Below are 22,834 nucleotides of genomic sequence, written 5' to 3'. Positions count from 1 at the left end.
CTGTATACTTTTTTTATTCCTCTAATCTGATATCTAAACCTAATCCTTTTAATTCATGCATTAATACATTGAAAGATTCTGGTAGTCCTGGATCTGGCATTGGTTCGCCTTTAACAATTGCTTCGTACGTTTTAGCTCTTCCAATAACGTCGTCTGACTTAACTGTTAAGATTTCACGTAGCGTACTTGATGCCCCATAAGCTTCTAGTGCCCAAACCTCCATCTCACCAAAACGCTGACCACCAAATTGTGCTTTACCACCAAGAGGTTGTTGTGTGATTAATGAGTAAGGTCCGATAGAACGTGCGTGCATTTTATCATCAACCATATGTCCTAATTTCAACATATAGATAACACCTACTGTTGCAGGTTGATCGAAACGTTCACCAGTTCCACCATCATACAAATACGTATGTCCGTATCTTGGGATTCCCGCTTCATCAGTCAATTCATTAATTTGATCTATGGTTGCTCCATCGAAAATAGGGGTTGCGAATGTGCGTCCTAATTTCTGACCTGCCCAACCAAGAACCGTTTCATAAATCTGTCCGATGTTCATACGAGAAGGTACACCAAGTGGATTTAATACAATATCAACAGGCGTTCCATCTTCTAAGAAAGGCATATCTTCTGCACGAACAATACGCGCAACAATACCTTTATTTCCGTGACGTCCTGCCATCTTATCACCCACTTTAAGTTTACGCTTTTTAGCAATATAAACTTTAGCCAATTTGATAATACCTGCTGGCAATTCATCTCCTACAGAAATAGTAAACTTCTCACGTCTTAAAGACCCTTGTAAGTCGTTTTCTTTAATTTTATAGTTGTGAATTAAATCGGTAACTAATTGATTAGTATGATCATCAGTCGTCCATTTACCAGACACTAAATGCGCATAATCATCAACAGCATTTAACATTTTTAAAGTGAATTTTTTACCTTTTGGTAATACTTCTTCCCCTAAATCGTTAAAAATACCTTGAGCTGTTTTACCATTTACAATGTTGAATAATTTTTCGATTAAAACTTCTTTTAAATCATCAAATTTTCTATCGTATATAGCTTCTAATGCAATAATATCATCTTTATCTTGAGCTCTCTTACGTTTATCTTTTACAGCTCTTGAGAATAATTTCTTTTCAATAACAACACCGTTTAATGATGGAGACGCTTTTAATGAAGCATCTTTAACATCACCAGCTTTGTCACCAAAGATAGCACGTAATAATTTTTCTTCTGGAGTTGGATCGCTTTCTCCTTTAGGAGTAATTTTTCCAATTAAGATATCGCCTGGTTTTACTTCTGCACCAATGCGAATCATTCCGTTTTCATCTAAATCTTTAGTAGCTTCTTCAGATACGTTAGGAATATCGTTAGTTAACTCTTCATTACCTAACTTAGTATCTCTAACTTCTAACGAATACTCATCGATGTGAATAGATGTGAATATATCTTCACGAACTACTTTTTCAGAAATAACAATCGCATCCTCGAAGTTATACCCTTTCCAAGGCATAAAGGCTACTTTCATGTTTCTACCTAAAGCTAATTCTCCTTTTTGAGTTGCATAACCTTCGCATAACACTTGACCTTTAGATACTTTATCTCCTTTAACCACGATTGGTTTTAAGTTGATTGAAGTTCCTTGATTGGTTTTTCTAAACTTGATAAGTTCGTATGTTTTAATATCACTATCAAAGCTTACTTTAGCCTCATCTTCAGTACGATCGTACTTAATTTTAATTTCTTTAGCATCTACATAAAGTACTTCACCATTTCCTTCTGCATTTATTAATACACGAGAATCTGATGCTACTTGACGCTCTAAACCAGTACCTACAATTGGTGCTTGTGGCAATAATAATGGCACAGCTTGACGCATCATGTTCGATCCCATCAATGCACGGTTCGCATCATCATGTTCTAAGAACGGAATTAAAGATGCCGATATAGATGAAATTTGATTTGGTGCAACGTCTGTATAATGTAGACCTGATGGATCTATTACAGGGAAGTCACCTTCCATACGAGCAATTACCTTATCGTGTAAAATTTTACCTTCTCCATCAACTTTAACAGTTGCTTGAGCGATTAATTTACCTTCTTCTTCTTCTGCACTTAAATATACTGGCGCTTGTTTAATATCAACCACACCATCAGTTACAGGGCGATATGGCGTTTCAATGAATCCCATACCATTCACTTTAGCGAATACCGAAAGTGATGAAATTAAACCAATATTTGGTCCCTCAGGCGTTTCAATCGGACATAAACGACCGTAGTGTGTATAGTGAACGTCACGTACCTCAAAACCTGCTCTTTCACGAGATAAACCACCTGGTCCTAGTGCAGATAAACGACGTTTATGAGTAATCTCTGCTAATGGATTGGTTTGATCCATAAACTGAGATAACTGGTTTGTTCCAAAGAATGAATTAATAACTGAAGACAAGGTCTTAGCATTAATTAAATCGATTGGAGTAAACACCTCATTATCACGAACGTTCATACGCTCACGAATAGTACGTGCCATACGTGCTAAACCAACACCAAACTGTTGCGATAATTGCTCACCTACAGTACGTACACGACGGTTAGATAAATGGTCAATATCATCAATCTCAGCTTTAGAGTTGATAAGCTCGATTAAATACTTTATGATGGTAATAATATCTTCTTTGGTAAGCACTTGCTTATCCATTTCAATATTAAGACCTAATTTTTTATTCATTCTGTAACGCCCAACTTCCCCTAAAGAGTAACGTTGATCACTGAAGAATAATTTATCAATGATACCACGTGCTGTTTCCTCATCTGGCGGTTCAGCATTACGTAATTGTCTGTATATATGTTCAACAGCCTCTTTTTCAGAGTTTGTTGGATCTTTTTGAAGTGTGTTGTGAATAATAGCATAATCACCTTGTTCAGCACTTTCTTTATGTAAAAGAATGGCTTTAACATCAGCTTCAATAATTTCTTCAATATTATCTTTATCTAAAATAGTATCACGATCAAGAATAATTTCATTACGCTCGATAGATACTACTTCACCTGTATCTTCATCAACAAAATCCTCATGCCATGTATTTAATACACGTGCTGCTAATTTACGTCCTTGATATTTTTTTAATCCTGTTTTAGATACTTTAATTTCTTCAGCAAGATCAAATATTTCTAAGATATCTTTATCACGTTCAAATCCAATTGCACGGAAAAGGGTTGTAACCGGTAATTTTTTCTTTCTATCAATATACGCATACATTACCTGGTTAATATCTGTAGCGAATTCAATCCAAGAACCTTTAAAAGGAATTACCCTAGCTGAATATAATTTTGTTCCATTTGCATGGAATGACTGACCAAAGAATACTCCTGGAGAACGGTGTAATTGAGATACTACCACACGCTCTGCACCGTTGATAACAAACGTACCACTAGGTGTCATGTAAGGAATTGTTCCTAAGTACACATCTTGAACAATGGTTTCGAAATCCTCATGTTCAGGGTCTGTACAATACAACTTTAACCTTGCTTTTAGCGGAACGCTATAGGTAAGTCCTCTTTCAATACACTCATCAATGGCATATCTTGGTGGATCTACAAAGTAATCTAAAAATTCTAAAACAAATTGATTACGTGAATCTGTAATTGGAAAGTTCTCCATGAAGGTATTATATAACCCTTCATCGCCTCTTTCATCCGATTTAGTTTCTAATTGGAAAAAATCCTGAAAGGATTTTATCTGAATATCCAAGAAATCTGGATACTCGGTTCTATTTACAATAGACGAGAAATTTAATCTTTCAGCTTGTGTTGATAACATCAATGGACGGAATTTTGATTAAAAAATAATAGTTGTGGCGTATGTAATTATTATATACGCAAAATGGTTTAGGTCTTGAAGAGGTTCTCTCCAGACCTAAACCTTTATGATTTTAGGTAGCTAAGCTTACTTAAGCTCAACCTCAGCTCCTGCTTCTTCTAAAGATGCTTTTAAAGCTTCTGCTTCGTCTTTAGATACTCCTTCTTTTACGTTACTTGGAGCTCCGTCAACTAATTCTTTAGCTTCTTTTAATCCTAAACCAGTTAATTCTTTAACTAATTTAACAACTGCTAATTTAGAAGCACCAGCAGCTTTTAATACAACTGTAAACTCAGTTTGAGCTTCAGCAGCATCATCACCACCAGCAGCAGGACCAGCAGCAACTGCAACTGCAGCAGCAGCAGGCTCGATACCATACTCTTCTTTTAATATTGTAGCTAACTCGTTTACTTCTTTTACTGTTAAGTTAACTAATTGTTCTGCGAAATCTTTTAAATCTGCCATTTTTCTATCGTTTTTAATAAATTTTTAATTTTAATATAATTGTAATATAGTGCGTACTTTGCAATACTATCCTTCTTTTTCAGATAGTGTTTTTAAGATACCAGCTAGTTTTCCACCACTTGATTTAAGTGCCGAAACAACATTTTTAGCAGGAGATTGTAATAATCCAACAATTTCTCCTAATAATTCTTCTTTAGACTTGATATCAACTAACATGTCTAATTGGTTGTCGCCAATATAAACGCATTCCTCAATAAAAGCACCTTTTAATAAAGGTTTCTCTGATTTTTTACGGAAGGTTTTTATTAACTTAGCTGGAACATTTCCTGTTTCAGAATACATCACCGATGTATTTCCTTTTAAAACTGATGGAAGGTTTCCGAAATCTCTTTCTGAAGCTTCCATTGCTTTTTCAAGTAATGTATTTTTAACTACTGCTAATTTTACGTTTGCTTTAAAACAAGCACGACGTAACTCTGAGGTTGTTAATGCATTTAATCCTGATATATCTGCTAAATAAATATTAGCATTACTGGCTAATTCTGCAGTTAAGTCCTCAATTACTTGTGATTTTTCTTCTCTTGTCATAATAAAAGTATTTAACTAATTAACCAACTTTAGGATCAACAGCAACACTAGGACTCATAGTACTAGAAAGATAAATACTTTTTACGTATACACCTTTAGCAGTTGTTGGCTTAAGTTTTATTAATGTTTGAATTAATTCATTCGCATTGCCAGCAATTTTATCAGCACTAAAAGATGCTTTTCCTATTGCAGCATGCACGATACCAGTTTTATCTACTTTAAAGTCGATTTTACCAGCTTTAACTTCGGTTACAGCTTTAGCAACATCCATAGTTACTGTACCAGTTTTAGGGTTTGGCATTAAACCACGAGGACCTAATACACGTCCTAACGGACCTAATTTACCCATAACACTAGGCATAGTGATAATTACGTCTACATCTGTCCAACCATTCTTGATTTTATCAAGATATTCGTCTAAACCAACGTAATCTGCTCCAGCTTCTTTAGCTTCTGCTTCTTTGTCTGGAGTTACTAATGCTAATACTTTCATGTCTTTACCAGTTCCGTGAGGAAGTGAAACCACACCTCTTACCATCTGGTTTGCTTTACGAGGATCTACTCCTAAACGTACAGCAATATCTACTGATGCATCAAACTTAGTATTAGTAATTTCTTTTACTAATGCCGATGCTTCATTAAGAGAGTAAACTCTCCCTTTTTCAATTTTTGCTAAAGCTTCTTTTTGCTTTTTTGTTAATCTTGCCATTTCTTAATGTCTTTAATAGATTAATTTGGTGCGTTTCCAGTCACGGTTATACCCATAGACCTTGCGGTACCAGCTATCATTCTCATAGCAGATTCAATAGTAAATGCATTTAGATCTACCATTTTATCTTCTGCTATAGTTTTGATCTGATCCCATGAAACTTTAGCTACTTTTTTTCTGTTCGGTTCGCCTGAACCACTCTTTAACTTGGCCGCTTCTAATAATTGTACTGCAGCTGGAGGAGTTTTAATTACAAAGTCGAATGATTTGTCTTTGTAAACTGTAATAACCACAGGTAATACTTTACCTGGCTTATCTTGTGTTCTAGCATTAAATTGCTTACAGAACTCCATAATGTTAACTCCAGCAGCACCTAAAGCGGGTCCAACCGGTGGCGACGGATTCGCAGCACCTCCCCGAACTTGTAACTTAACTACTTTACCAATTTCTTTTGCCATTTTTAATAATTTAAGTCGATACGCATCTTTTATAAGGAAGCAAAAGAACGTATCTTTTTATATAGTGTAACAATTATTATACTTTTTCAACCTGCATATAACTTAACTCTAATGGTGTTTTTCTTCCGAAAATCTTTACCATTACTTCTAGTTTACGCTTTTCTTCATTTATTTTCTCGATAGTTCCATCAAATCCATTAAATGGTCCATCAATTACTTTAACAGTTTCGCCTTTTGTAAACGGAATTGCCACATTAGCATTTTCTTCTACAGATAATTCGTCTACTTTACCTAACATTCTGTTTACTTCAGATTGTCTTAACGGCACTGGATCGCCTCCTTTAGTTTCACCTAAAAATCCTATTACGTTAGTAACAGAACGGATTATATGAGGTATTTCTCCTGTTAAATTGGCTTGAATCATGATATACCCAGGGAAAAAAACTTTTTCTTTATGAATTTTTTTTCCGTTGCGTATTTGAATAACTCGCTCTGTTGGAACCAATACTTGATCAACATAATCTTGAAGACCTAAACGAGCAATTTCATTCTCTATATATGTCTTAATCTTATTTTCCTGACCACTTACAGCTCTAACAACATACCATTTTTTTTCACTTACTTCAGACATAAATCTTTTTTTTAACCGTTAGTTAATCCATTCAAAGTAAAGTGCAATAACTTTGCTAAATACCGTATCGACTCCCCAAATTGCTAATGAAAATATAATTGAAAACACAGCAACTAAAACAGTTAAACTTTGTGCTTCTGCCCAAGTTGGCCAACTCACATTATTTTTAAGTTCACCAAAGGATTCTTTTACGTAATTTACAATTCCAGCCATTTATATTATCTTGTTTTGAACAAATTAAACTTCGCTTGTTTGAATATTACCTGGGCAATATAGATTTAAGTGAAATTTTCATTTTCTAATTTAATTGAAAAGCCTTGCTATTTTTAGCAAGCTCTTCACTGTGCACGGGTTGAGGGACTCGAACTCTCGACACCTGGTTTTGGAGACCAGTGCTCTACCAACTGAGCTAAACCCGTATACATAAGTCAAGGTATTCCGAAAAACGGAATACCTTAACTTACTATTTATTCAACTGTATTAGTCTAAAATCTCAGTTACTTGACCAGCACCTACAGTTCTACCACCTTCACGAATTGCGAAACGTAAACCAACGTTCATTGCAATTTTTTGAATAAGTTCTACAGTGATAGTTAAGTTATCTCCTGGCATAACCATCTCAACACCATCTGGTAAAGCAATGTTACCTGTTACGTCTGTTGTACGAACGTAAAATTGTGGACGATAGTTATTGTGGAATGGTGTGTGACGACCACCTTCTTCTTTTTTCAAGATATAAACCTCAGCTTTAAATTTAGCGTGTGGAGTTACAGATCCTGGTTTTACGATAACCATACCTCTAGAGATTTGAGTTTTATCAATACCTCTTAATAAGATACCAGCGTTATCTCCAGCTTCACCTCTATCAAGGATTTGACGGAACATTTCGATACCAGTAATAGTAGAAGTTAATTTTTCAGCTCCCATACCGATAATTTCAACTGGATCTCCAGTTTTAGCAATACCAGTTTCAATACGACCAGTTGCTACAGTACCACGACCAGTAATAGAGAATACGTCTTCGATAGGCATTAAGAAAGGCTTATCAATTTCTCTTAATGGCTCTTCGATCCAAGTATCAACAGCTTCCATTAATTGCATTACAGTTTCTACCCATTTAGCTTCACCGTTAAGTGCACCTAAAGCAGAACCAGCAATTACAGGTCCATTATCACCATCATACTCATAGAATGATAATAAATCTCTGATTTCCATTTCAACTAACTCTAATAACTCCTCATCATCAACCATATCCACTTTATTCATGAATACAACCATACGAGGAATACCTACTTGACGACCTAATAAGATGTGCTCACGAGTTTGTGGCATTGGACCATCAGTAGCCGCAACCACTAAAATAGCACCATCCATTTGAGCAGCACCAGTTACCATGTTCTTTACGTAATCCGCGTGACCTGGACAGTCAACGTGAGCATAGTGACGGTTAGCTGTTTGATATTCTACGTGAGATGTATTAATTGTAATACCTCTTTCTTTTTCTTCTGGTGCGTTATCAATTTGATCAAATGATTTCGCTTCTGATAAACCTGCATCAGCTAATACTTTAGTAATAGCAGCAGTTAAAGTTGTTTTACCGTGATCTACGTGTCCAATTGTACCAATATTTAAGTGTGGTTTTGAACGATCGAAAGTTGCCTTTGCCATGTTTTTTAAATAATTTAATCTTAGTTATATAATAATATTAGTGTATTCTAATTTTTTAATTTTGAGCCAATGACGAGAATTGAACTCGTGACCTCTTCCTTACCAAGGAAACGCTCTACCCCTGAGCTACACCGGCGGTTTTAATTGCAGGTTTCAAGTTTAAAGAACACCTTTAAACTAAAACTCAAAGCTTTTAAATCCTCTCGTCAAATTTGTTTTGAGTTGAGATTCCTGCCTTCGCAGGAATTTAGAGCGAGAGACCGGGTTCGAACCGGCGACATTCAGCTTGGAAGGCTGACGCTCTACCAACTGAGCTACTCTCGCATTTTTAACAAGCTTTCACTTGTATGGTTTCAATATTTTAATGAACGATTCCATACTTCAAACAAATTCTTTTTGAATTTATTTTTCTGGAACTTTAATAGATTCCTGTTTCTACAGGAATTTGTTGTGGGGAGAGCAGGATTCGAACCTGCGAAGACGTAGTCAGCAGATTTACAGTCTGCCCTCGTTGGCCGCTTGAGTATCTCCCCAAGCCAATTGAAATTCCAAATACAAATATTTAAAATATCAAATGTTACTTTCAAATTTTCAAAGAGCCGATGGAGGGACTACCTTCGACTGCGCTCAGGATAAACTTCTCGTCCCAAGTCAAAATTATGTGTTTTACAATATTTTTGACTCCCTGTTCGCATTTCACTATTTTGAGCCGATGGAGGGACTCGAACCCACGACCTGCTGATTACAAATCAGCTGCTCTAGCCAGCTGAGCTACATCGGCGTTTTTATGCTTTTTAAGCACAAAAAAAGCCCGCTATTTCTAACGGACTGCAAATGTATAGATTTATTTTTTGTTTCAAAACATTTTTGAAGAAATTTTATTATAAATGTGAGCTTAATTTTTCTTTTCGCTTTTTTAGCTGTCTTTCTAACGAGGAAGATGCCATATCTACACCTTCTTCGAAGGTTTTGCATTGTTTTTTAACAACGAAGCTATCGCCAGGGACACTTACCTTTACTTCAAAAACCTTATTTTCTTTACCACTTGTATTTTCAACTTTTAAAAAAACATCTGCTTGAATGACTTTATCATAGAACGTATCTAACTTATCCATCCGTTTTTGGATAAAAGCAATTAACTTCTTGTCGGCATTAAAATTAACGGATTGTGTGTTTACTTTCATACTATACTATTTTTTGGTTAGACAATTATTCGATATACTATTTTTTACTTCTTGGATGCGCATTAACATGCACTTTTTTCAATTCTGCTATACTATTATGTGTATAAACTTGTGTTGCTGCTAAGCTCGAATGTCCAAGAAGTTCTTTAACTGCATTTAAATCGGCACCTTGGTTTAATAGATGAGTTGCAAAAGAATGCCTAAGTATGTGTGGACTCTTTTTTACTTTAGAAGATGCCAAACTAAAATAGTCATTTATTATTCTGTAAACAAGTGTTTCGTATAATTTAAATCCCTTTTTAGTTAAAAACAAATACTCTTCATCTTCTATGACTTCGAGACTATTTCGCTCCTTAATATATATATGGAGTAGTTTTATTACAGAATTTAATATGGGAATAATACGTTCTTTATTTCTTTTACCTAAAACTTTTAGCGTTTTATTTTCTAAATTAAAATTAGAAAGTTTTAACTCTATTAACTCGATACGTCGTATTCCGGTGGAATAAAAAAGCTCGATAATTAATTTATTTCTAACACCTTCAAAGTCATTTTCAAAGTTAAAATCATCTAAAACATTTACAACTTCTTGTTCTGAAAAGGGAATTTGAATTTTCTTGCTTGTTTTTAAAGCTTTATGTTTTGCTAAGGGGCTAACTTCAATTTCTTTTATTTTTAGTAGAAATTTATAATAGGTACTTAAAGCTGAAATTTTTCTGTTTATGCTCCGGTTAGAAATCCCTGATTCAACTAAAGAGACAATCCATGTGCGGATTTGGGAATAATTAACTTGATTAATTGAATTTGTTTGATATTCTTTATTTATGAATTCTGAAAACGTAGACAAATCATTACTATAGGCATTTACTGTTAAACTTGAGTAGTTTTTCTCCAGTAACAAATAGTCTGTAAATGATTTGAAAGGCATAATCTTATATTAAAAGTTTAAAGTTATAGGATTAAACTTTAAAGTGCAACAATTTAACATGATGCTACATTAAAATAAGAATATGCCTTAAAAGGTAATTTATGTTTTAAGAAAATATGATTGAATTTAACTCAACCACGCTTTCATCATCCAAATAGTTTTTTCTTGTTCTGTAATAAAATCGCTCATCATGGAGTTTGTTCCTTCATCATTAGCGTCGCCAGCTTTATCTAAAATACCACGTTCTATTTTCAACAATTTTGTCAAAGAATCTACAATTAGTAAAACCGCCTTTTCGTCGTGCGAAATGTTTTTACCAATTGGAACTTGAGCATGCGCTACATAATCATTAAATGTATGAAGTGGCGTTTCGCCCAATGTTAATATACGCTCTGCAATTAAATCTACTTTCATATTAGCATCGTTGTATAATTCTTCAAACTTTACATGCAAATCAAAGAATCGCTTTCCCTTTATATTCCAGTGAATACCTCTTAAATTCTGATAATATATTTGAAAATTAGATAATAATTTATTCAAATCAACGGCTATTTCTTTTGTTTTAATGGTATCTAAACCTATACTATTAAGTGTCATTATATTTTGTTTTTAAATTCATCACAAATTTAATTTATAATTAACGTGCATCACAATAAGTTTTATTGATAGTTTTTATATTTTTATAGCCTAAATTTATACCAATGACCATTACACAACTATATTATGTTTTAGCAGTTGCCGAAAACCAAAACTTTACTAAAGCCGCAGAAAAATGCTTTGTGACTCAACCTACCTTAAGCATGCAAATACAAAAGCTTGAAGAAGAACTCGACATCCTTATTTTTGATAGAAGCAAAAAGCCTATTGAACTTACCGATGTTGGGAGAAAAATTGTAAATCAGGCGCGAAATATTGTTAATGAATCTTATAGAATACAGGATATTGTAGATCAGCAAAAAGGGTTCATTGGTGGTGAGTTTAAATTAGGAATTATCCCGACCGTGATGCCTACCTTATTACCGATGTTTTTAACCAATTTTATAAAAAAGCATCCTAAAGTAAAGCTTAAAATAGAAGAATTAACTACCGACGAAATAATTAATAGAATAAAAGACGGCCATTTAGATGCCGCTATTGCAGCCACGCCGTTAGAAGATGACAACATAAAAGAGCGTGTTCTTTATTTTGAACCTTTTGTGTCTTATATCCCTAAAAACCACAGACTTTTTACTAATACCAAAATTGATATAGCGGATTTAGACATTAACGATATGTTGCTTCTAGAAGATGGTCATTGTTTTCGAGATGGTGTAATTAACTTGTGCAATGCCTTTAAAAATAATAGCGAAGACAAATTCCAAATTGAAAGTGGCAGTATTGAGACCTTAATAAAATTATCGAACGAAGGATTAGGTATGACCTTACTTCCTTATTTACATACTTTAGATATTAATGAGAAAGAGAAAGAAAACCTTCATTATTTCCGCGAGCCTTCGCCTGCCAGAGAAGTGAGTTTAATTTACCACAAAAGTGAATTAAAAATGCAAATAATAGAAGCCCTTCAAGATGTGATATCTGGAGTTATTAGAGGCGCTATCGCCTTTCAAGACATCAAAATAATAAGTCCTTTACCTTCAAAAAAATAAAACAAAAAAAAGGCGACCTAATGGTCGCCTTTTTTATGATTTTAAATAAATTAAAGATTGATCTAATTCTGGGTTTTGCTGTATTAAAGACAAAATAAATAATTTAAGTTCTTCAATTTCATGAGGAAATAAACTTCTTACCGCTTTTTGTACTTCTTTGCAAAACAGTGTCACATCAAAACTAACTTTATGTAGTATAGTTTTGGTATACTCAAGCATTGCTCTTGCCATAATTGTATTTGGGTTTTGGTTTGATAAAAGTAGATTTTTGTTATAGGCTGTTAAATTTTATTTTAAGCATTTAAATTTAGTGAAAAAAATCGTTCTATTTTAATTTTTAAACAAATTTAACAATATATCTGGTTTCTAAATTGTTCGAAATAAAGCGCTAATATAAATAAAAAAATAGATAAAACACTATTTTAATCGATAAAATACAATACTGTAATATTATTCAATCGATTAATTACCACTAAATTATATCATACTAAAACCGATTATCGCCATCTAACATATTACCTAAACCGCCTAAAATACTACCTTCACCTTTATCCTTTCCACCACCTTGTGGCGCTGATGCTAAAACACAACCTGCTATTCTACTAAATGGTAACGACTGTATATAAACGGTACCTGAACCTTGAAGTTTTACAAAAAATAAGCCTTCGCCACCAAATAATTCTCTTCCTAATTTTTTTTGAAAATTCTATCCCAACACTAACTCCTTTTGCTACATATAAAAAGGCAAATTTTGTCAATGCAATAGCAATCCAATTTAAACCACTGTCATAGATTTATAACCTGTTGTTTACTAAAAGTATAATTTTCTAAAAGGTTTAAAATACCAGCATCTAAATCTAAATACTAATCTTCTGACATATTTGTATCAACAATGGCCCAATTGCCCCCTCCATTGGTCGTAATCCATAATCATCCTGTTACAAATGAATTATACATTTTTAAAGAATTTAAAGAGTCCATTCTATTTCCCTAGGCATAGCCGCCCTGATTTCCACCACTTGAGTAACTTGAATTAGCATAATTTACCGAACCCAATATTGCCCATATACTTAAGAGTTGTTGTAGTACTTGCTAAATATGTATTTAAAGTATTATTTAATTTATTGGTTTTATCTTTAAAAATGGGTTCTGGTTGTACATTCCCATATTTATCGACATAATATAATTTAAATTTTATCCAAATTTCTCCCAAAGATCTTGGTTGACTTTTATCCGTTCATGTTCTCCAAAAACAGTATCATATTGGTTTTTTATTTAAAAATAATTAGTACAATATTTGATCTCAGAAAACCAAGACTGACTTTAAAGATGAATTTCATATTTTAAATCATCATCTAAAAATTTGACATCTGTATCAGACTGTGATAGGTGTTGTTCAAAAAAACAAATCATGCTTTTATTGACATTCTAATGGTTAGTAGTTTTTTTTCATACTTTTATTAATCATTAAATAAAAAATGAATTCTAAAAAATAGATATAAAATTGTTGTTTTTGAATACGAATAAAATTTAAAAAAGCTTGAATATATTTTAACTTAATAATTGTAATTTATATTAATAAAAAGAGCCTCAAATGAGACTCTTTTTATTCAATTATGTTTGTTAAACTTATTTTATTACTACCTTTTGAGTATACATTTTATCCTGACTTATCAATCTTAATATATATGTTCCAGCAGCTTTATCTTTTAATGAAATATCTGACTGTGAAACATTCAAAGCTCCCTTAAGTACTTGTTCTCCAAGTAAATTATATAAATAATAATCATAAGTAGCTGTATCAGTATTCGATAACTTCACGTTTAAAACACCGTTAGTTACCGGATTAGGAAACAATACAGGCGCTTTTGAATCTGAAACAACATGTTCATACGTTGCGAGTGTTTGTGTACTTAAAGCCGTTTCCCAACTACCTCTACCATAAGTTGCAGCTCTTAACTTTCCTGTAGTAGGTGTAGGATAATAAATTTCTAAATCTTGAACAGCACATTTTGGTAGATTAGTTAAAAATGGCACCGCCGAAGTAACTAAATTATCGATGGCATAAACCCCTAAATCGGCACCAATATAAACTTCATCATTAGCGCTGTTTTTTCTATATACAATTGTATTCATTGGGATATTAGGAAGTCCATCAGATACATTGGTCCAAGTTGCACCTCCGTCAACGGTTTTATAAACTTTTTCTCCATCTTCATAACCAGAAAACACCACCCAAACTTTTAAGGCATCAGTATTTGAAACTGCTAGGTTTTTTAGTTTAGCAGAAGCCACTGGTAATCCGGTTGTAATATTAGTCCATGTTGAACCAGAATTGATGGATTTAGAAATCACATTATCTTTAATCACATAAATATAGGTGTTGTTGCTCGGTGCAATTTCAAATCTTAAAATATTACTTGCTGCTGGACTAGGAGGTGTTGCTCCTGTTTTTGAATGCGTAACCGTAGCACCTCCTGCAAACAAGGTCGTAGAAACATATAAATCAGGACGACCGCCAATATAAACTTTACCTGCAGTAACTGGGTCTTGCTTTATAGGGCTAAACCATTCACCTTTTGGCAATGCAGGAGACCAAGGAATAGACCCAGAAGTTGCTCCTCCATCGGTAGTGTAAAAATAATCGCCGTTGGTAGTAGAAGACACTATAAAATTGTTATTGGTTCTATCAATAAAACCATCTTCTCCATCACCTCCACTTAAAACAGACCAAGAACCATTATTATACTTTAATGAGCCAATATCTTGCAACCCTGCAAAAAACAGATTCTCGTTTGTTGCAGACAATGAAATACTCGTTTGCTGGCTTATGGCAATATTTGCAGTAATATCAGTCCAATTAACCCCATCATCAGTACTTTTATAAATACCTCCGTCGCATGCGGTTAACAAGGTCGTTTCATTTCCAACCCCTGGCATATAATCGATATAAATAATATCGGCATGGATGTACGGCTCTGGCTCAGAATGACTAGAAGGATAAAGCGGATTATAACCTAACCAATACGTAATACGATTCCAGTTTACCCCACCATCGGTAGATTGCCATTGATTAATACCACCGATGGTTACTTTATTAGCATTGGTTGGTGAAACAGCTATGGCAAGATCATGAAATGCTTGACCACCTACAGAAGCAGACGTTGGTGCCGCATCTGTATGCAAAATATTTGGTGTAGAAGCCGTTGATTGCTTGGTAAAGCTATCGCCACTATCTGTAGAGCGATAAAAACCTTGAAATCCTTGATCTGTACTTCTTCCTATAATAGCATATACATAGTTTGTATTAGCTTTGGTAACGGCTAATTCAATTCTCTCAACACTAGTGGTTGGTAAGCTACTTGATGTATTTGCTGTCCAATTAACACCGCCATCTGTTGATTTGTAAATCTTAGTTCCAGAAGCATATACAATTGATGAGCTTGTAGGCTTATATTCGATATCATAAAACGTAGAAGTTGGTTGGCTTGCTGAACCACTCGGCGATTGATACGTATCCCATCCATCAGTAGTTCTAAATATACCGCCATCGGTAGCAACCATCATTACCAGTGGATTATTTGGATCCATAACAATTTTAGTTATTTTATAATTGTTAGCAGCACTCCACACTAAGCCCGTGGTATTCCAATTTAAACCACCGTCAGTAGATTTCATAACCCCAATACTACGTCTATCGCTTTCTCTATCACCAGTGGCTAAATACATTAAATTAGAATTCGTAGGGTGTATAACCAAACCAGCACATCCTATAATAGGTAAATAATCATTAATTGTGCTCCAAGAAGCTCCTGAATCGGTAGTTTTCCAAAGTCCACCATCTGGCGCACCTACGTACATAGTGGTTGAAGGATTAGTTGGATCAAACGTTACAAAGTTCAATCTTCCTGAACCAGAATCATAGCCCGATGCAATCGTATTTTGATTTAAAGTTACCCAACTAGACGTTGCCAAAGTTGCCTTCATTTTACTGTTTGCATTTTTAGCTAATTCGTTGTTGTAATTTTTTTGCCACTCAATAAAATTAGGATACGTATGAGAAGGTAACGACATGTCTCCTGATGGATAAATCTTATCGGCAATTTGATTTTCCCAACGTTTAAAAATCTTATAACCTTGGCCTTTTTCTGGTGTTCTATTTTCCCAGTATTTATTAAATTTTGCTTGAACGTCATAAAACGATTCGTTTTTACTAGTTCCCATTTTAGCCCAACTTTTATCGTTTTGCCCAAACAATACCGTTGAAAAAAATACGGTTAATACAAGTGTGTAGAAGTTTTTCATTTTTTAAAATAATTAAGTTTAAATATGCATTCATCTTTATATCGCAATCGAATTTTTGGTAGTATAGTTTCTATAAAACTTTTAATTACTACCATCACTATTTATAATTGCCCTATAATATGTTATCTAAGTATTTGTTAGTGACTGAAACAATAAATAGTAGCGTAATTTTTTTTCTCATAGAATTAACATTTGTTTATAAAGGGTCAAATATCAATAACCTTTTATTTATTTGATGAAAAATTGGTACGCATCCACCACGCATCATAGAAAAATGACACAGTGTAGTTAGTTATTGTCTTGTGGTAAATTATCAATCTGGAAGCACCTGCTCCAATTGATCGAGCAAACTTATATCTTGCCCTTTTAGGTTTAATTTTTTGCGTATTCTAAATCGTTTGCTTTCTATAGCTCGATCTGAAGTATTTAAAAATGCCGCAATTTCCTTATTTTTAAACCCAGAAAACACATAATAACAAATGATGATTTCTGAGTGACTTAACTCTGGGTACTTATTAGATATTTCGTTAAAGAATTCAATATTTAGCTCGCTTATTAGTTCAAAATGACTCTCTCCTTTTGTAATAATATTTGAAGAATTGTAATGTATATTTTTATACAATTCCTTTATTTTTAAATGTTGTTCTTTTACATCTTTAATGGTGGAAATTTGCTTTACTTCTTTCTTAACTTCCGTTAAATAATCTTCTAAACCATGCACTTTTACTTTTAATTTTTCATGATTAGATTTTAAAAAAGTATACTCTTTATTTTGCTTCGCAAATTCACTTATTTTTCGTTTTATTACTTTATATCGAACTATTAAAAGCGTTATCAATGCCAACAGTCCAATAATTAAAGCTGCAATCAAATATCTATTAAATTGTTTTTTTCGAATTTCTTTTTGTAATTGTGCTTCAGAATTTAATAATGCGTGATTTATTTGAAAACTTGCATCAACAGATTTATCTAATAAAGAACTTTCAAAAATTCTTAAAGAATCAATATAATTTTTTTTTGCTTCTAAGTTATTTTGAGCTTCATAATAGTTTATATAAATTTCAAAATGATCTCTTACATCCGAATGATTTAATGTGGTTTTTATATGGTCACCCATTTTCAAATACATGAGTGTAGAATCCATAGCTTTTTGACTTAAATGCGTATGAGCCATGCAATTATACAGGGGAGCCAAATGTAAATCATGAAGCGACAATGGAATAGTTTTATTAGTCCGCAATGCCTTGAGTTGACTAAAATAAAAATGTGCTTTATCTAAATTATTTAAGTGAATATAATTAGACGTAATCATAAACAATGCATATAAATAATAATACGCATCGTCTTTAATACTTTTATAATACTCTAAATGTTGTAATAATAGCAGATTACTTTTTTCATAATTGCCTTTATTGTATTCAACATAGGCTGGCATTTGCATCACTTCAACCAATCCGTTTTTATTATTACTTAAAGTGTAATATTTTTTTGCTTCAATTAAGTAATTAAATGCAGTTGAGTCTTGTTTAACTAAATAAACATTATAAAACAATTCTAAATTGGCATTACCAGCTATATCATATTTTTTTTCTTGTTTAGCATATTTAAGCGCTAAAAAGTAATTTTGAAAGATTTTAACTTGCTCTTTATTTTTTCCATTTATCAGGGCTAATATTTCATAATATTCGGCTAAATGCCCTTTAATATTTTCTTGAACAGGTTGTGGAATTGAATCGATATATTGTTGAGCAATTTTTGGATAATCATCAATTTTAGCGTATGATGAATCGATATATTTAACGTACGGATTTTTCTTTTTAGCTTGTGCAAAACTAGTAACACTAAATAAAATTAAAAAAACGCTAATAATAAATTTCATGGGGCCAATTGATCAATAAAAGAGTAAAAATAACTATAAAAATACTAAACTACTAAATATTCAAATTTAAATAAAAAAGAAGGGTTGCATAATTAAACACAACCCTTATTATTAAAATTAACAATTACTTAAAACCGATTATCGCCATCTAACATATTACCTAATCCTCCTAAAATACTACCCTCACCTTTATCTTTTCCACCACCTTGTGGCGCTGATGCTAAAACACGACCTGCTAATCTACTAAATGGTAACGACTGTATATAAACGGTTCCTGGACCTTGAAGTTTTGCAAAAAATAAGCCTTCGCCACCAAAAATAGTGTTTTTAATACCGCCTACAAACTCAATATCATAATCGACATCTTGAGTAAAACCAACAATACAACCTGTATCTACGCGCAAAATTTCGCCACGTTGTAGTTCCTTTTTTGCCATTGTTCCACCGGCGTGCACAAACGCCATACCGTCACCTTCCAGCTTTTGCATTATAAAACCTTCGCCACCAAATAATCCTCTTCCTAATTTTTTTGAAAATTCTATCCCGACACTTACCCCTTTAGCTGCACATAAAAAGGCATCTTTTTGACAAATAAATTTTCCTCTATACTCAGTTAAATCGATCGGGAGTATTTTTCCGGGATAAGGTGATGCAAACGATACTTTTCGTTTACCAGACAGATTATTGTAAAAAGCTGTCATAAATAAACTCTCGCCTGTTAAAATTCGTTTTCCTGCACCAAGAATAGAACCCAAAAACCCTTGATTTTTGTTAGACCCATCTCCAAAAATGGTTTCCATTTTTATTCCATCGTCCATCATCATAAAGCTACCAGCTTCGGCCACGACTCCTTCTTGTGGATCGAGTTCAATCTCCACATATTGCATTTCTTCGCCGTAAATATTATAGTCTATTTCGTGTGCTGTCATTCTCTATACTGTTTAATTGTTAATTCGTTTATTAGTTGAACTGTTTGCTTTTTTGTTACAGTTTTTTTTAGTGGTGGGATTTTAGGTGTTAGGTGTATGGTTGAAATAACTTTTAACTTTTCACCTTAATACTCCATTCAAAAATGAAGGTAGAAACTTCGATACCGTCTTCATTTAATCCAACAGATTTCATACTAACGGTTTGCCCCTCGCCTGTTAGAATTGTTTTTTTAAGTGCTTCGTCAATTAGATGTCCGTCGTTACACGTAAATGTTATTCTACCTGTTGCCTTTTTTGAAAAAGTAGCCGTGTTAGACGTAACTAACATGGACACACGCTTACCGGAATCTTTAATTTTAGCAATCATTAAAGCGCCTGTTGAAAACTCAGCTGCCATCCCTTGAACTGCCCAAAACATGGAGCTAAATGGATTTTGATTGATCCATCTATGTTTTACCGACACAACACATTTATTACTATCGATATACTTGGTACGAACACCACAAAAATATGCCGAAGGCAATTTAAAAATAGTGAAAGTGTTTAATTTTCTGGGAGTTAAAGTCATGAAGTTTAGTTTTATTTTTTACGAAGTTATGAAAATATTTATCATTTATAAATGTTAATTTTATGTTAAAATATGGTACTATGCGTAACATAATACCTGTTTAAAGACATATATTTGTATAGGAAACTATTATATGTTTTAAAATCATGCTAGATAATCATCAAAAAAACATCGCTACGTTTATACATTTATCGACTTTTAGTCGGTTTTTAATTCCGTTTGGGAATCTGCTAGGACCCATTGTATTATGGGTAATTAACAAGGATAAATCGGAGTTTATAGACGCTCATGGCAAGCAAGCTATTAATTTTCAATTAAGCATTTTGCTTTACGCCCTAATTATTGGTGCTATTACTATTCCGTTTTTTATTTTCAAATTTATAGGTGGCATTGATGTTATAGATTTTAATGGTTTTCATGATTTACACATTTCGATAGGCAAACCTTCTCCTCTATTATATATTGGTGGCTTAGGTGTCTTGGCCATTATAGGCTTTATAATAGAGCTCGCACTCATTGTTATAGCAAGCTTAAAAGCCAGAGATGGTGCCTATTATAACTATCCGTTTACGATTAACTTTTTAAAGTAACATGACCTATGAGCGAAACAGAAGTTAGCAAACGGAACCGCGTTAGGGATTTCAGTGTAAAGCCCACAGCAACCCCGAGGCTTCGGGGGAGCGAGGACTTGCAACGAAAAGCCCGACCCTTGTGGTAACACCAAAAAAATAAAAATAAAATTTCATCAATATAATCATCAAACAAATCAAAAAATGAACAGTTTCACAACATTAAAACGCTTTAGAACATGAAGATTGAAAACACAAAAGCACAAATGCGTAAAGGAGTTTTAGAATTCTGTATACTCTCGGTCTTAAAAGATGAAGACGCCTATGTAGCAGAAATTTTAGAAACGCTGAAAGACGCTAAACTGCTAGTAGTAGAAGGTACTATTTACCCACTACTAACCAGACTTAAAAACGTGGGTCTTTTAAATTACAGATGGGAGGAATCGACCTCTGGACCGCCTAGAAAATACTACGGTCTTACTGAAACAGGCAAGTTGTTTTTAAAAGAACTTGATACCACCTGGACCGAATTACAAAATGCAGTTAATATAGTAACCAAACAAAAAACAAATTAAAAATGAATAAAACAGTCAACATAAATTTAGCAGGTATATTCTATCATATTGATGAGGATGCATACTTAAAATTACAACGCTATCTTGACGCTATAAAACGTTCATTTACAGACTCTCAAGGGCGAACCGAAATTATTGCAGATATAGAAGCGCGTATTGCCGAACTTTTTAGTGAACGCGTACAACACGACCGCCAAGTAATAGGTATTAAGGAAGTTGATGAAGTAATTTCTATTATGGGGCAACCAGAAGATTATTTGGTGGACGACGAAATATTTGAAGATGATCCGCAATCTGCATATCAACGCAAAACATCGGCTACGAGAAAACTTTTTAGAGATACCGACAACTCTTATATTGGAGGTGTTGCCTCTGGATTAGGACATTATTTTGGTATTGATACCATCTGGATTCGCCTTATTTGGGTTATCTTAATTTTTGGAATGGGTACTGGAATCCTATTGTATATTTTACTTTGGATTTTAATTCCTGAAGCCAAAACTACTGCCGAGAAAATAATGATGACCGGCGAACCTGTTAATATTAGTAACATAGAAAAAAAGATAAAAGACGGCTTTGAAACTGTTACAGAAACCGTATCGGATGTGGCTAAAAACGTAAGTGATACCGTGTCGGATGCTGCAAAGAAAGTCGATTTTAAAAAGCAAGGCAATAAGATAAAGTCGAACTCAAAATCCTTTTTTGATACCCTGGCAGATATCATCATGTTTTTCTTGAACGTATTCGCAAAATTTATAGGTATTATATTAATTTTTATTGGTGCCTCTGCGCTTATTGGACTAATCATCTGCCTATTTTCTTTGGGAGTAACCGACGTAATTCCAGGATTTGATTTTGCGAACATTGTAAATGCAGGTAACACGCCTGTTTGGGTTGCAGCAATGCTTGCGTTTTTTGCTATAGGCATCCCCTTCTTTTTCTTGTTCTACTTGGGTTTAAAAATACTTGTAAACAACTTAAAGTCTATTGGTAATATTGCAAAATTCACCTTATTAGGCATCTGGTTTTTCTCTATTATCGGGTTAATTATTATTGGCATAAGAGAAGCCAGTGAACACGCTTATAACGAGCGCATTGTTGAAAAACAAGAATTAGCATTTGCAGCGCCAGACACTTTAAAAATAACAATGGCCGAAAGCAATATGTTTAACAACCGTTTCTATAGCCACAGTTCGTTTAAAGTAACTAATAATGATATTGGAGAAAAAACAATTTATAGTTCGGATATTAGAATTGTACTTAAAACTACTACCGATTCTGTAGCATCTCTAAGTATTGAAAAAAGTGCTGATGGCAGAAACTATGATAAAGCCATTGCGAGAGCCAAAAACATAAACTATAACTATAGTTTAAAAAATAATGAATTAGTGTTAGATCCGCATTTATCAACCAATGCAAAAAACAAGTTTAGCGACCAAGAAATTGTAATTACACTGTATTTACCCGAAGGTAGTGTGGCTAAATTAGATGATAACACGAAGTATTATCTTGGTTATGGCATACCGTCTAACTATGTAAATCATTATTTAAATAGTACCGAAGATGGGGTTATTTGTAATGACTGCGAAGAAGATGATGCCGACTTTGAAGTAAAGGTAGAAACGCCAAACGTTATTATTAACGACAGTGGTATTGAAATAAAAAGCGATAATAATACCGTAAAAATAGATAACAAAGGTATTAAAGCAGCATCAAAAGAAGTGAAAGTGAAAATAGATGGAGACGGTATTAATATAAAATCCGACAAATAAACAGTTCATCACTAAAAAACAACAATTCAAGTATTTAAGTTATTCATCAAAACCAAAAAGTAAGACATTTGAATTAGTAATCATCAATCAAAAAA

General features: G+C 33.5%; 20 protein-coding genes, 5 tRNA genes and 1 pseudogene. 4 read left to right on the top strand and 22 right to left on the bottom strand.

What is annotated here, in order from left to right; all coding sequences use genetic code 11:
• Positions 1 to 13 precede the first annotated feature (13 nt).
• The 16 genes from rpoB to ACFQ0I_RS06670 all read right to left on the bottom strand — a co-directional run bounded on the left by rpoB (position 14) and on the right by ACFQ0I_RS06670 (position 11,093).
• On the bottom strand, positions 14 to 3,826 hold the full coding sequence (rpoB, locus tag ACFQ0I_RS06745; RefSeq protein WP_379940617.1) for a DNA-directed RNA polymerase subunit beta: 3,813 nt from the start codon (positions 3,824 to 3,826) through the stop codon (positions 14 to 16).
• Positions 3,827 to 3,952: 126 nt separating this feature from the next.
• Complete coding sequence (gene rplL, locus ACFQ0I_RS06740; protein ID WP_379940615.1) at positions 3,953 to 4,330, bottom strand: 50S ribosomal protein L7/L12; 378 nt, start codon at positions 4,328 to 4,330, stop codon at positions 3,953 to 3,955.
• 66 nt (positions 4,331 to 4,396) lie between these two features.
• Positions 4,397 to 4,918, bottom strand: coding sequence for a 50S ribosomal protein L10 (gene rplJ / locus ACFQ0I_RS06735; protein ID WP_379940613.1), 522 nt, complete (start codon positions 4,916 to 4,918; stop codon positions 4,397 to 4,399).
• A 19-nt stretch (positions 4,919 to 4,937) separates the two neighbouring features.
• Complete coding sequence (gene rplA, locus ACFQ0I_RS06730; protein ID WP_379940611.1) at positions 4,938 to 5,627, bottom strand: 50S ribosomal protein L1; 690 nt, start codon at positions 5,625 to 5,627, stop codon at positions 4,938 to 4,940.
• Positions 5,628 to 5,647: 20 nt separating this feature from the next.
• Positions 5,648 to 6,085 (bottom strand): 50S ribosomal protein L11, encoded by a 438-nt coding sequence (gene rplK, locus ACFQ0I_RS06725; protein WP_304390281.1) that lies wholly within the window; start codon positions 6,083 to 6,085, stop codon positions 5,648 to 5,650.
• A gap of 76 nt (positions 6,086 to 6,161) precedes the next feature.
• The gene (nusG, locus tag ACFQ0I_RS06720) at positions 6,162 to 6,716 is read right to left on the bottom strand and encodes a transcription termination/antitermination protein NusG (protein ID WP_379940608.1); all 555 of its coding nucleotides are present in this window, start codon (positions 6,714 to 6,716) and stop codon (positions 6,162 to 6,164) included.
• 18 nt (positions 6,717 to 6,734) lie between these two features.
• Positions 6,735 to 6,929 (bottom strand): preprotein translocase subunit SecE, encoded by a 195-nt coding sequence (gene secE / locus ACFQ0I_RS06715; protein WP_379940605.1) that lies wholly within the window; start codon positions 6,927 to 6,929, stop codon positions 6,735 to 6,737.
• A 133-nt stretch (positions 6,930 to 7,062) separates the two neighbouring features.
• Positions 7,063 to 7,135 (bottom strand) — tRNA-Trp (locus ACFQ0I_RS06710).
• A gap of 61 nt (positions 7,136 to 7,196) precedes the next feature.
• Entirely contained in the window at positions 7,197 to 8,384 is a 1,188-nt protein-coding gene (gene tuf / locus ACFQ0I_RS06705) for an elongation factor Tu (RefSeq protein ID WP_379940603.1), read from the bottom strand.
• 64 nt (positions 8,385 to 8,448) lie between these two features.
• Positions 8,449 to 8,520, bottom strand: a tRNA-Thr gene (locus ACFQ0I_RS06700).
• A gap of 115 nt (positions 8,521 to 8,635) precedes the next feature.
• Positions 8,636 to 8,708, bottom strand: a tRNA-Gly gene (locus ACFQ0I_RS06695).
• A gap of 127 nt (positions 8,709 to 8,835) precedes the next feature.
• Positions 8,836 to 8,917: transfer RNA gene (locus tag ACFQ0I_RS06690), tRNA-Tyr, on the bottom strand.
• A 174-nt stretch (positions 8,918 to 9,091) separates the two neighbouring features.
• Positions 9,092 to 9,165, bottom strand: a tRNA-Thr gene (locus ACFQ0I_RS06685).
• A gap of 100 nt (positions 9,166 to 9,265) precedes the next feature.
• On the bottom strand, positions 9,266 to 9,568 hold the full coding sequence (hpf, locus tag ACFQ0I_RS06680; protein ID WP_379940600.1) for a ribosome hibernation-promoting factor, HPF/YfiA family: 303 nt from the start codon (positions 9,566 to 9,568) through the stop codon (positions 9,266 to 9,268).
• Between the two features lie 37 nt (positions 9,569 to 9,605).
• Entirely contained in the window at positions 9,606 to 10,496 is an 891-nt protein-coding gene (locus ACFQ0I_RS06675) for a tyrosine-type recombinase/integrase (protein WP_379940598.1), read from the bottom strand.
• A 126-nt stretch (positions 10,497 to 10,622) separates the two neighbouring features.
• Positions 10,623 to 11,093 carry a Dps family protein gene (locus ACFQ0I_RS06670; protein ID WP_379940595.1) on the bottom strand — a complete coding sequence of 157 codons (471 nt, stop codon included), beginning with the start codon at positions 11,091 to 11,093 and terminating at the stop codon, positions 10,623 to 10,625.
• A 104-nt stretch (positions 11,094 to 11,197) separates the two neighbouring features.
• Between ACFQ0I_RS06670 and ACFQ0I_RS06665 the strand changes: the two genes are divergently transcribed.
• A complete protein-coding gene (locus ACFQ0I_RS06665) occupies positions 11,198 to 12,142 on the top strand; it encodes a hydrogen peroxide-inducible genes activator (protein WP_379940593.1) in 945 nt (314 codons plus the stop codon).
• A 33-nt stretch (positions 12,143 to 12,175) separates the two neighbouring features.
• Here ACFQ0I_RS06665 and ACFQ0I_RS06660 read toward each other — a convergent pair whose 3' ends face one another.
• From ACFQ0I_RS06660 to ACFQ0I_RS06635, 6 genes and pseudogenes are all read right to left on the bottom strand, one after another.
• Entirely contained in the window at positions 12,176 to 12,373 is a 198-nt protein-coding gene (locus ACFQ0I_RS06660; protein ID WP_379940591.1) for a hypothetical protein, read from the bottom strand.
• 256 nt (positions 12,374 to 12,629) lie between these two features.
• A pseudogene (locus tag ACFQ0I_RS06655) lies at positions 12,630 to 12,821 on the bottom strand (TIGR00266 family protein); the annotation flags it as partial.
• Positions 12,822 to 13,771: 950 nt separating this feature from the next.
• On the bottom strand, positions 13,772 to 16,447 hold the full coding sequence (locus ACFQ0I_RS06650) for a T9SS type A sorting domain-containing protein (protein ID WP_379940589.1): 2,676 nt from the start codon (positions 16,445 to 16,447) through the stop codon (positions 13,772 to 13,774).
• A 313-nt stretch (positions 16,448 to 16,760) separates the two neighbouring features.
• A complete protein-coding gene (locus ACFQ0I_RS06645; protein ID WP_379940587.1) occupies positions 16,761 to 18,326 on the bottom strand; it encodes a helix-turn-helix transcriptional regulator in 1,566 nt (521 codons plus the stop codon).
• A 128-nt stretch (positions 18,327 to 18,454) separates the two neighbouring features.
• On the bottom strand, positions 18,455 to 19,255 hold the full coding sequence (locus ACFQ0I_RS06640; protein ID WP_379940585.1) for a TIGR00266 family protein: 801 nt from the start codon (positions 19,253 to 19,255) through the stop codon (positions 18,455 to 18,457).
• Between the two features lie 112 nt (positions 19,256 to 19,367).
• Complete coding sequence (locus tag ACFQ0I_RS06635; protein WP_379940583.1) at positions 19,368 to 19,823, bottom strand: DUF4442 domain-containing protein; 456 nt, start codon at positions 19,821 to 19,823, stop codon at positions 19,368 to 19,370.
• A 146-nt stretch (positions 19,824 to 19,969) separates the two neighbouring features.
• On the opposite strand from ACFQ0I_RS06635, the gene ACFQ0I_RS06630 reads away from it, so the two are divergent.
• From ACFQ0I_RS06630 to ACFQ0I_RS06620, 3 genes are all read left to right on the top strand, one after another.
• Positions 19,970 to 20,413 carry a DUF4870 domain-containing protein gene (locus tag ACFQ0I_RS06630; protein WP_379940581.1) on the top strand — a complete coding sequence of 148 codons (444 nt, stop codon included), beginning with the start codon at positions 19,970 to 19,972 and terminating at the stop codon, positions 20,411 to 20,413.
• A 218-nt stretch (positions 20,414 to 20,631) separates the two neighbouring features.
• Entirely contained in the window at positions 20,632 to 20,967 is a 336-nt protein-coding gene (locus ACFQ0I_RS06625) for a PadR family transcriptional regulator (protein ID WP_379940580.1), read from the top strand.
• Between the two features lie 2 nt (positions 20,968 to 20,969).
• Complete coding sequence (locus tag ACFQ0I_RS06620) at positions 20,970 to 22,739, top strand: PspC domain-containing protein (RefSeq protein WP_379940578.1); 1,770 nt, start codon at positions 20,970 to 20,972, stop codon at positions 22,737 to 22,739.
• Positions 22,740 to 22,834 lie beyond the last annotated feature (95 nt).

The sequence above is a fragment of the Mariniflexile aquimaris genome, from assembly GCF_042676825.1.
GTDB classification, from domain to species: domain Bacteria; phylum Bacteroidota; class Bacteroidia; order Flavobacteriales; family Flavobacteriaceae; genus Mariniflexile; species Mariniflexile aquimaris.
The sequence above is the reverse complement of the archived record's forward strand: the minus strand, read 5'-3'. Positions and strand labels throughout refer to the sequence as shown.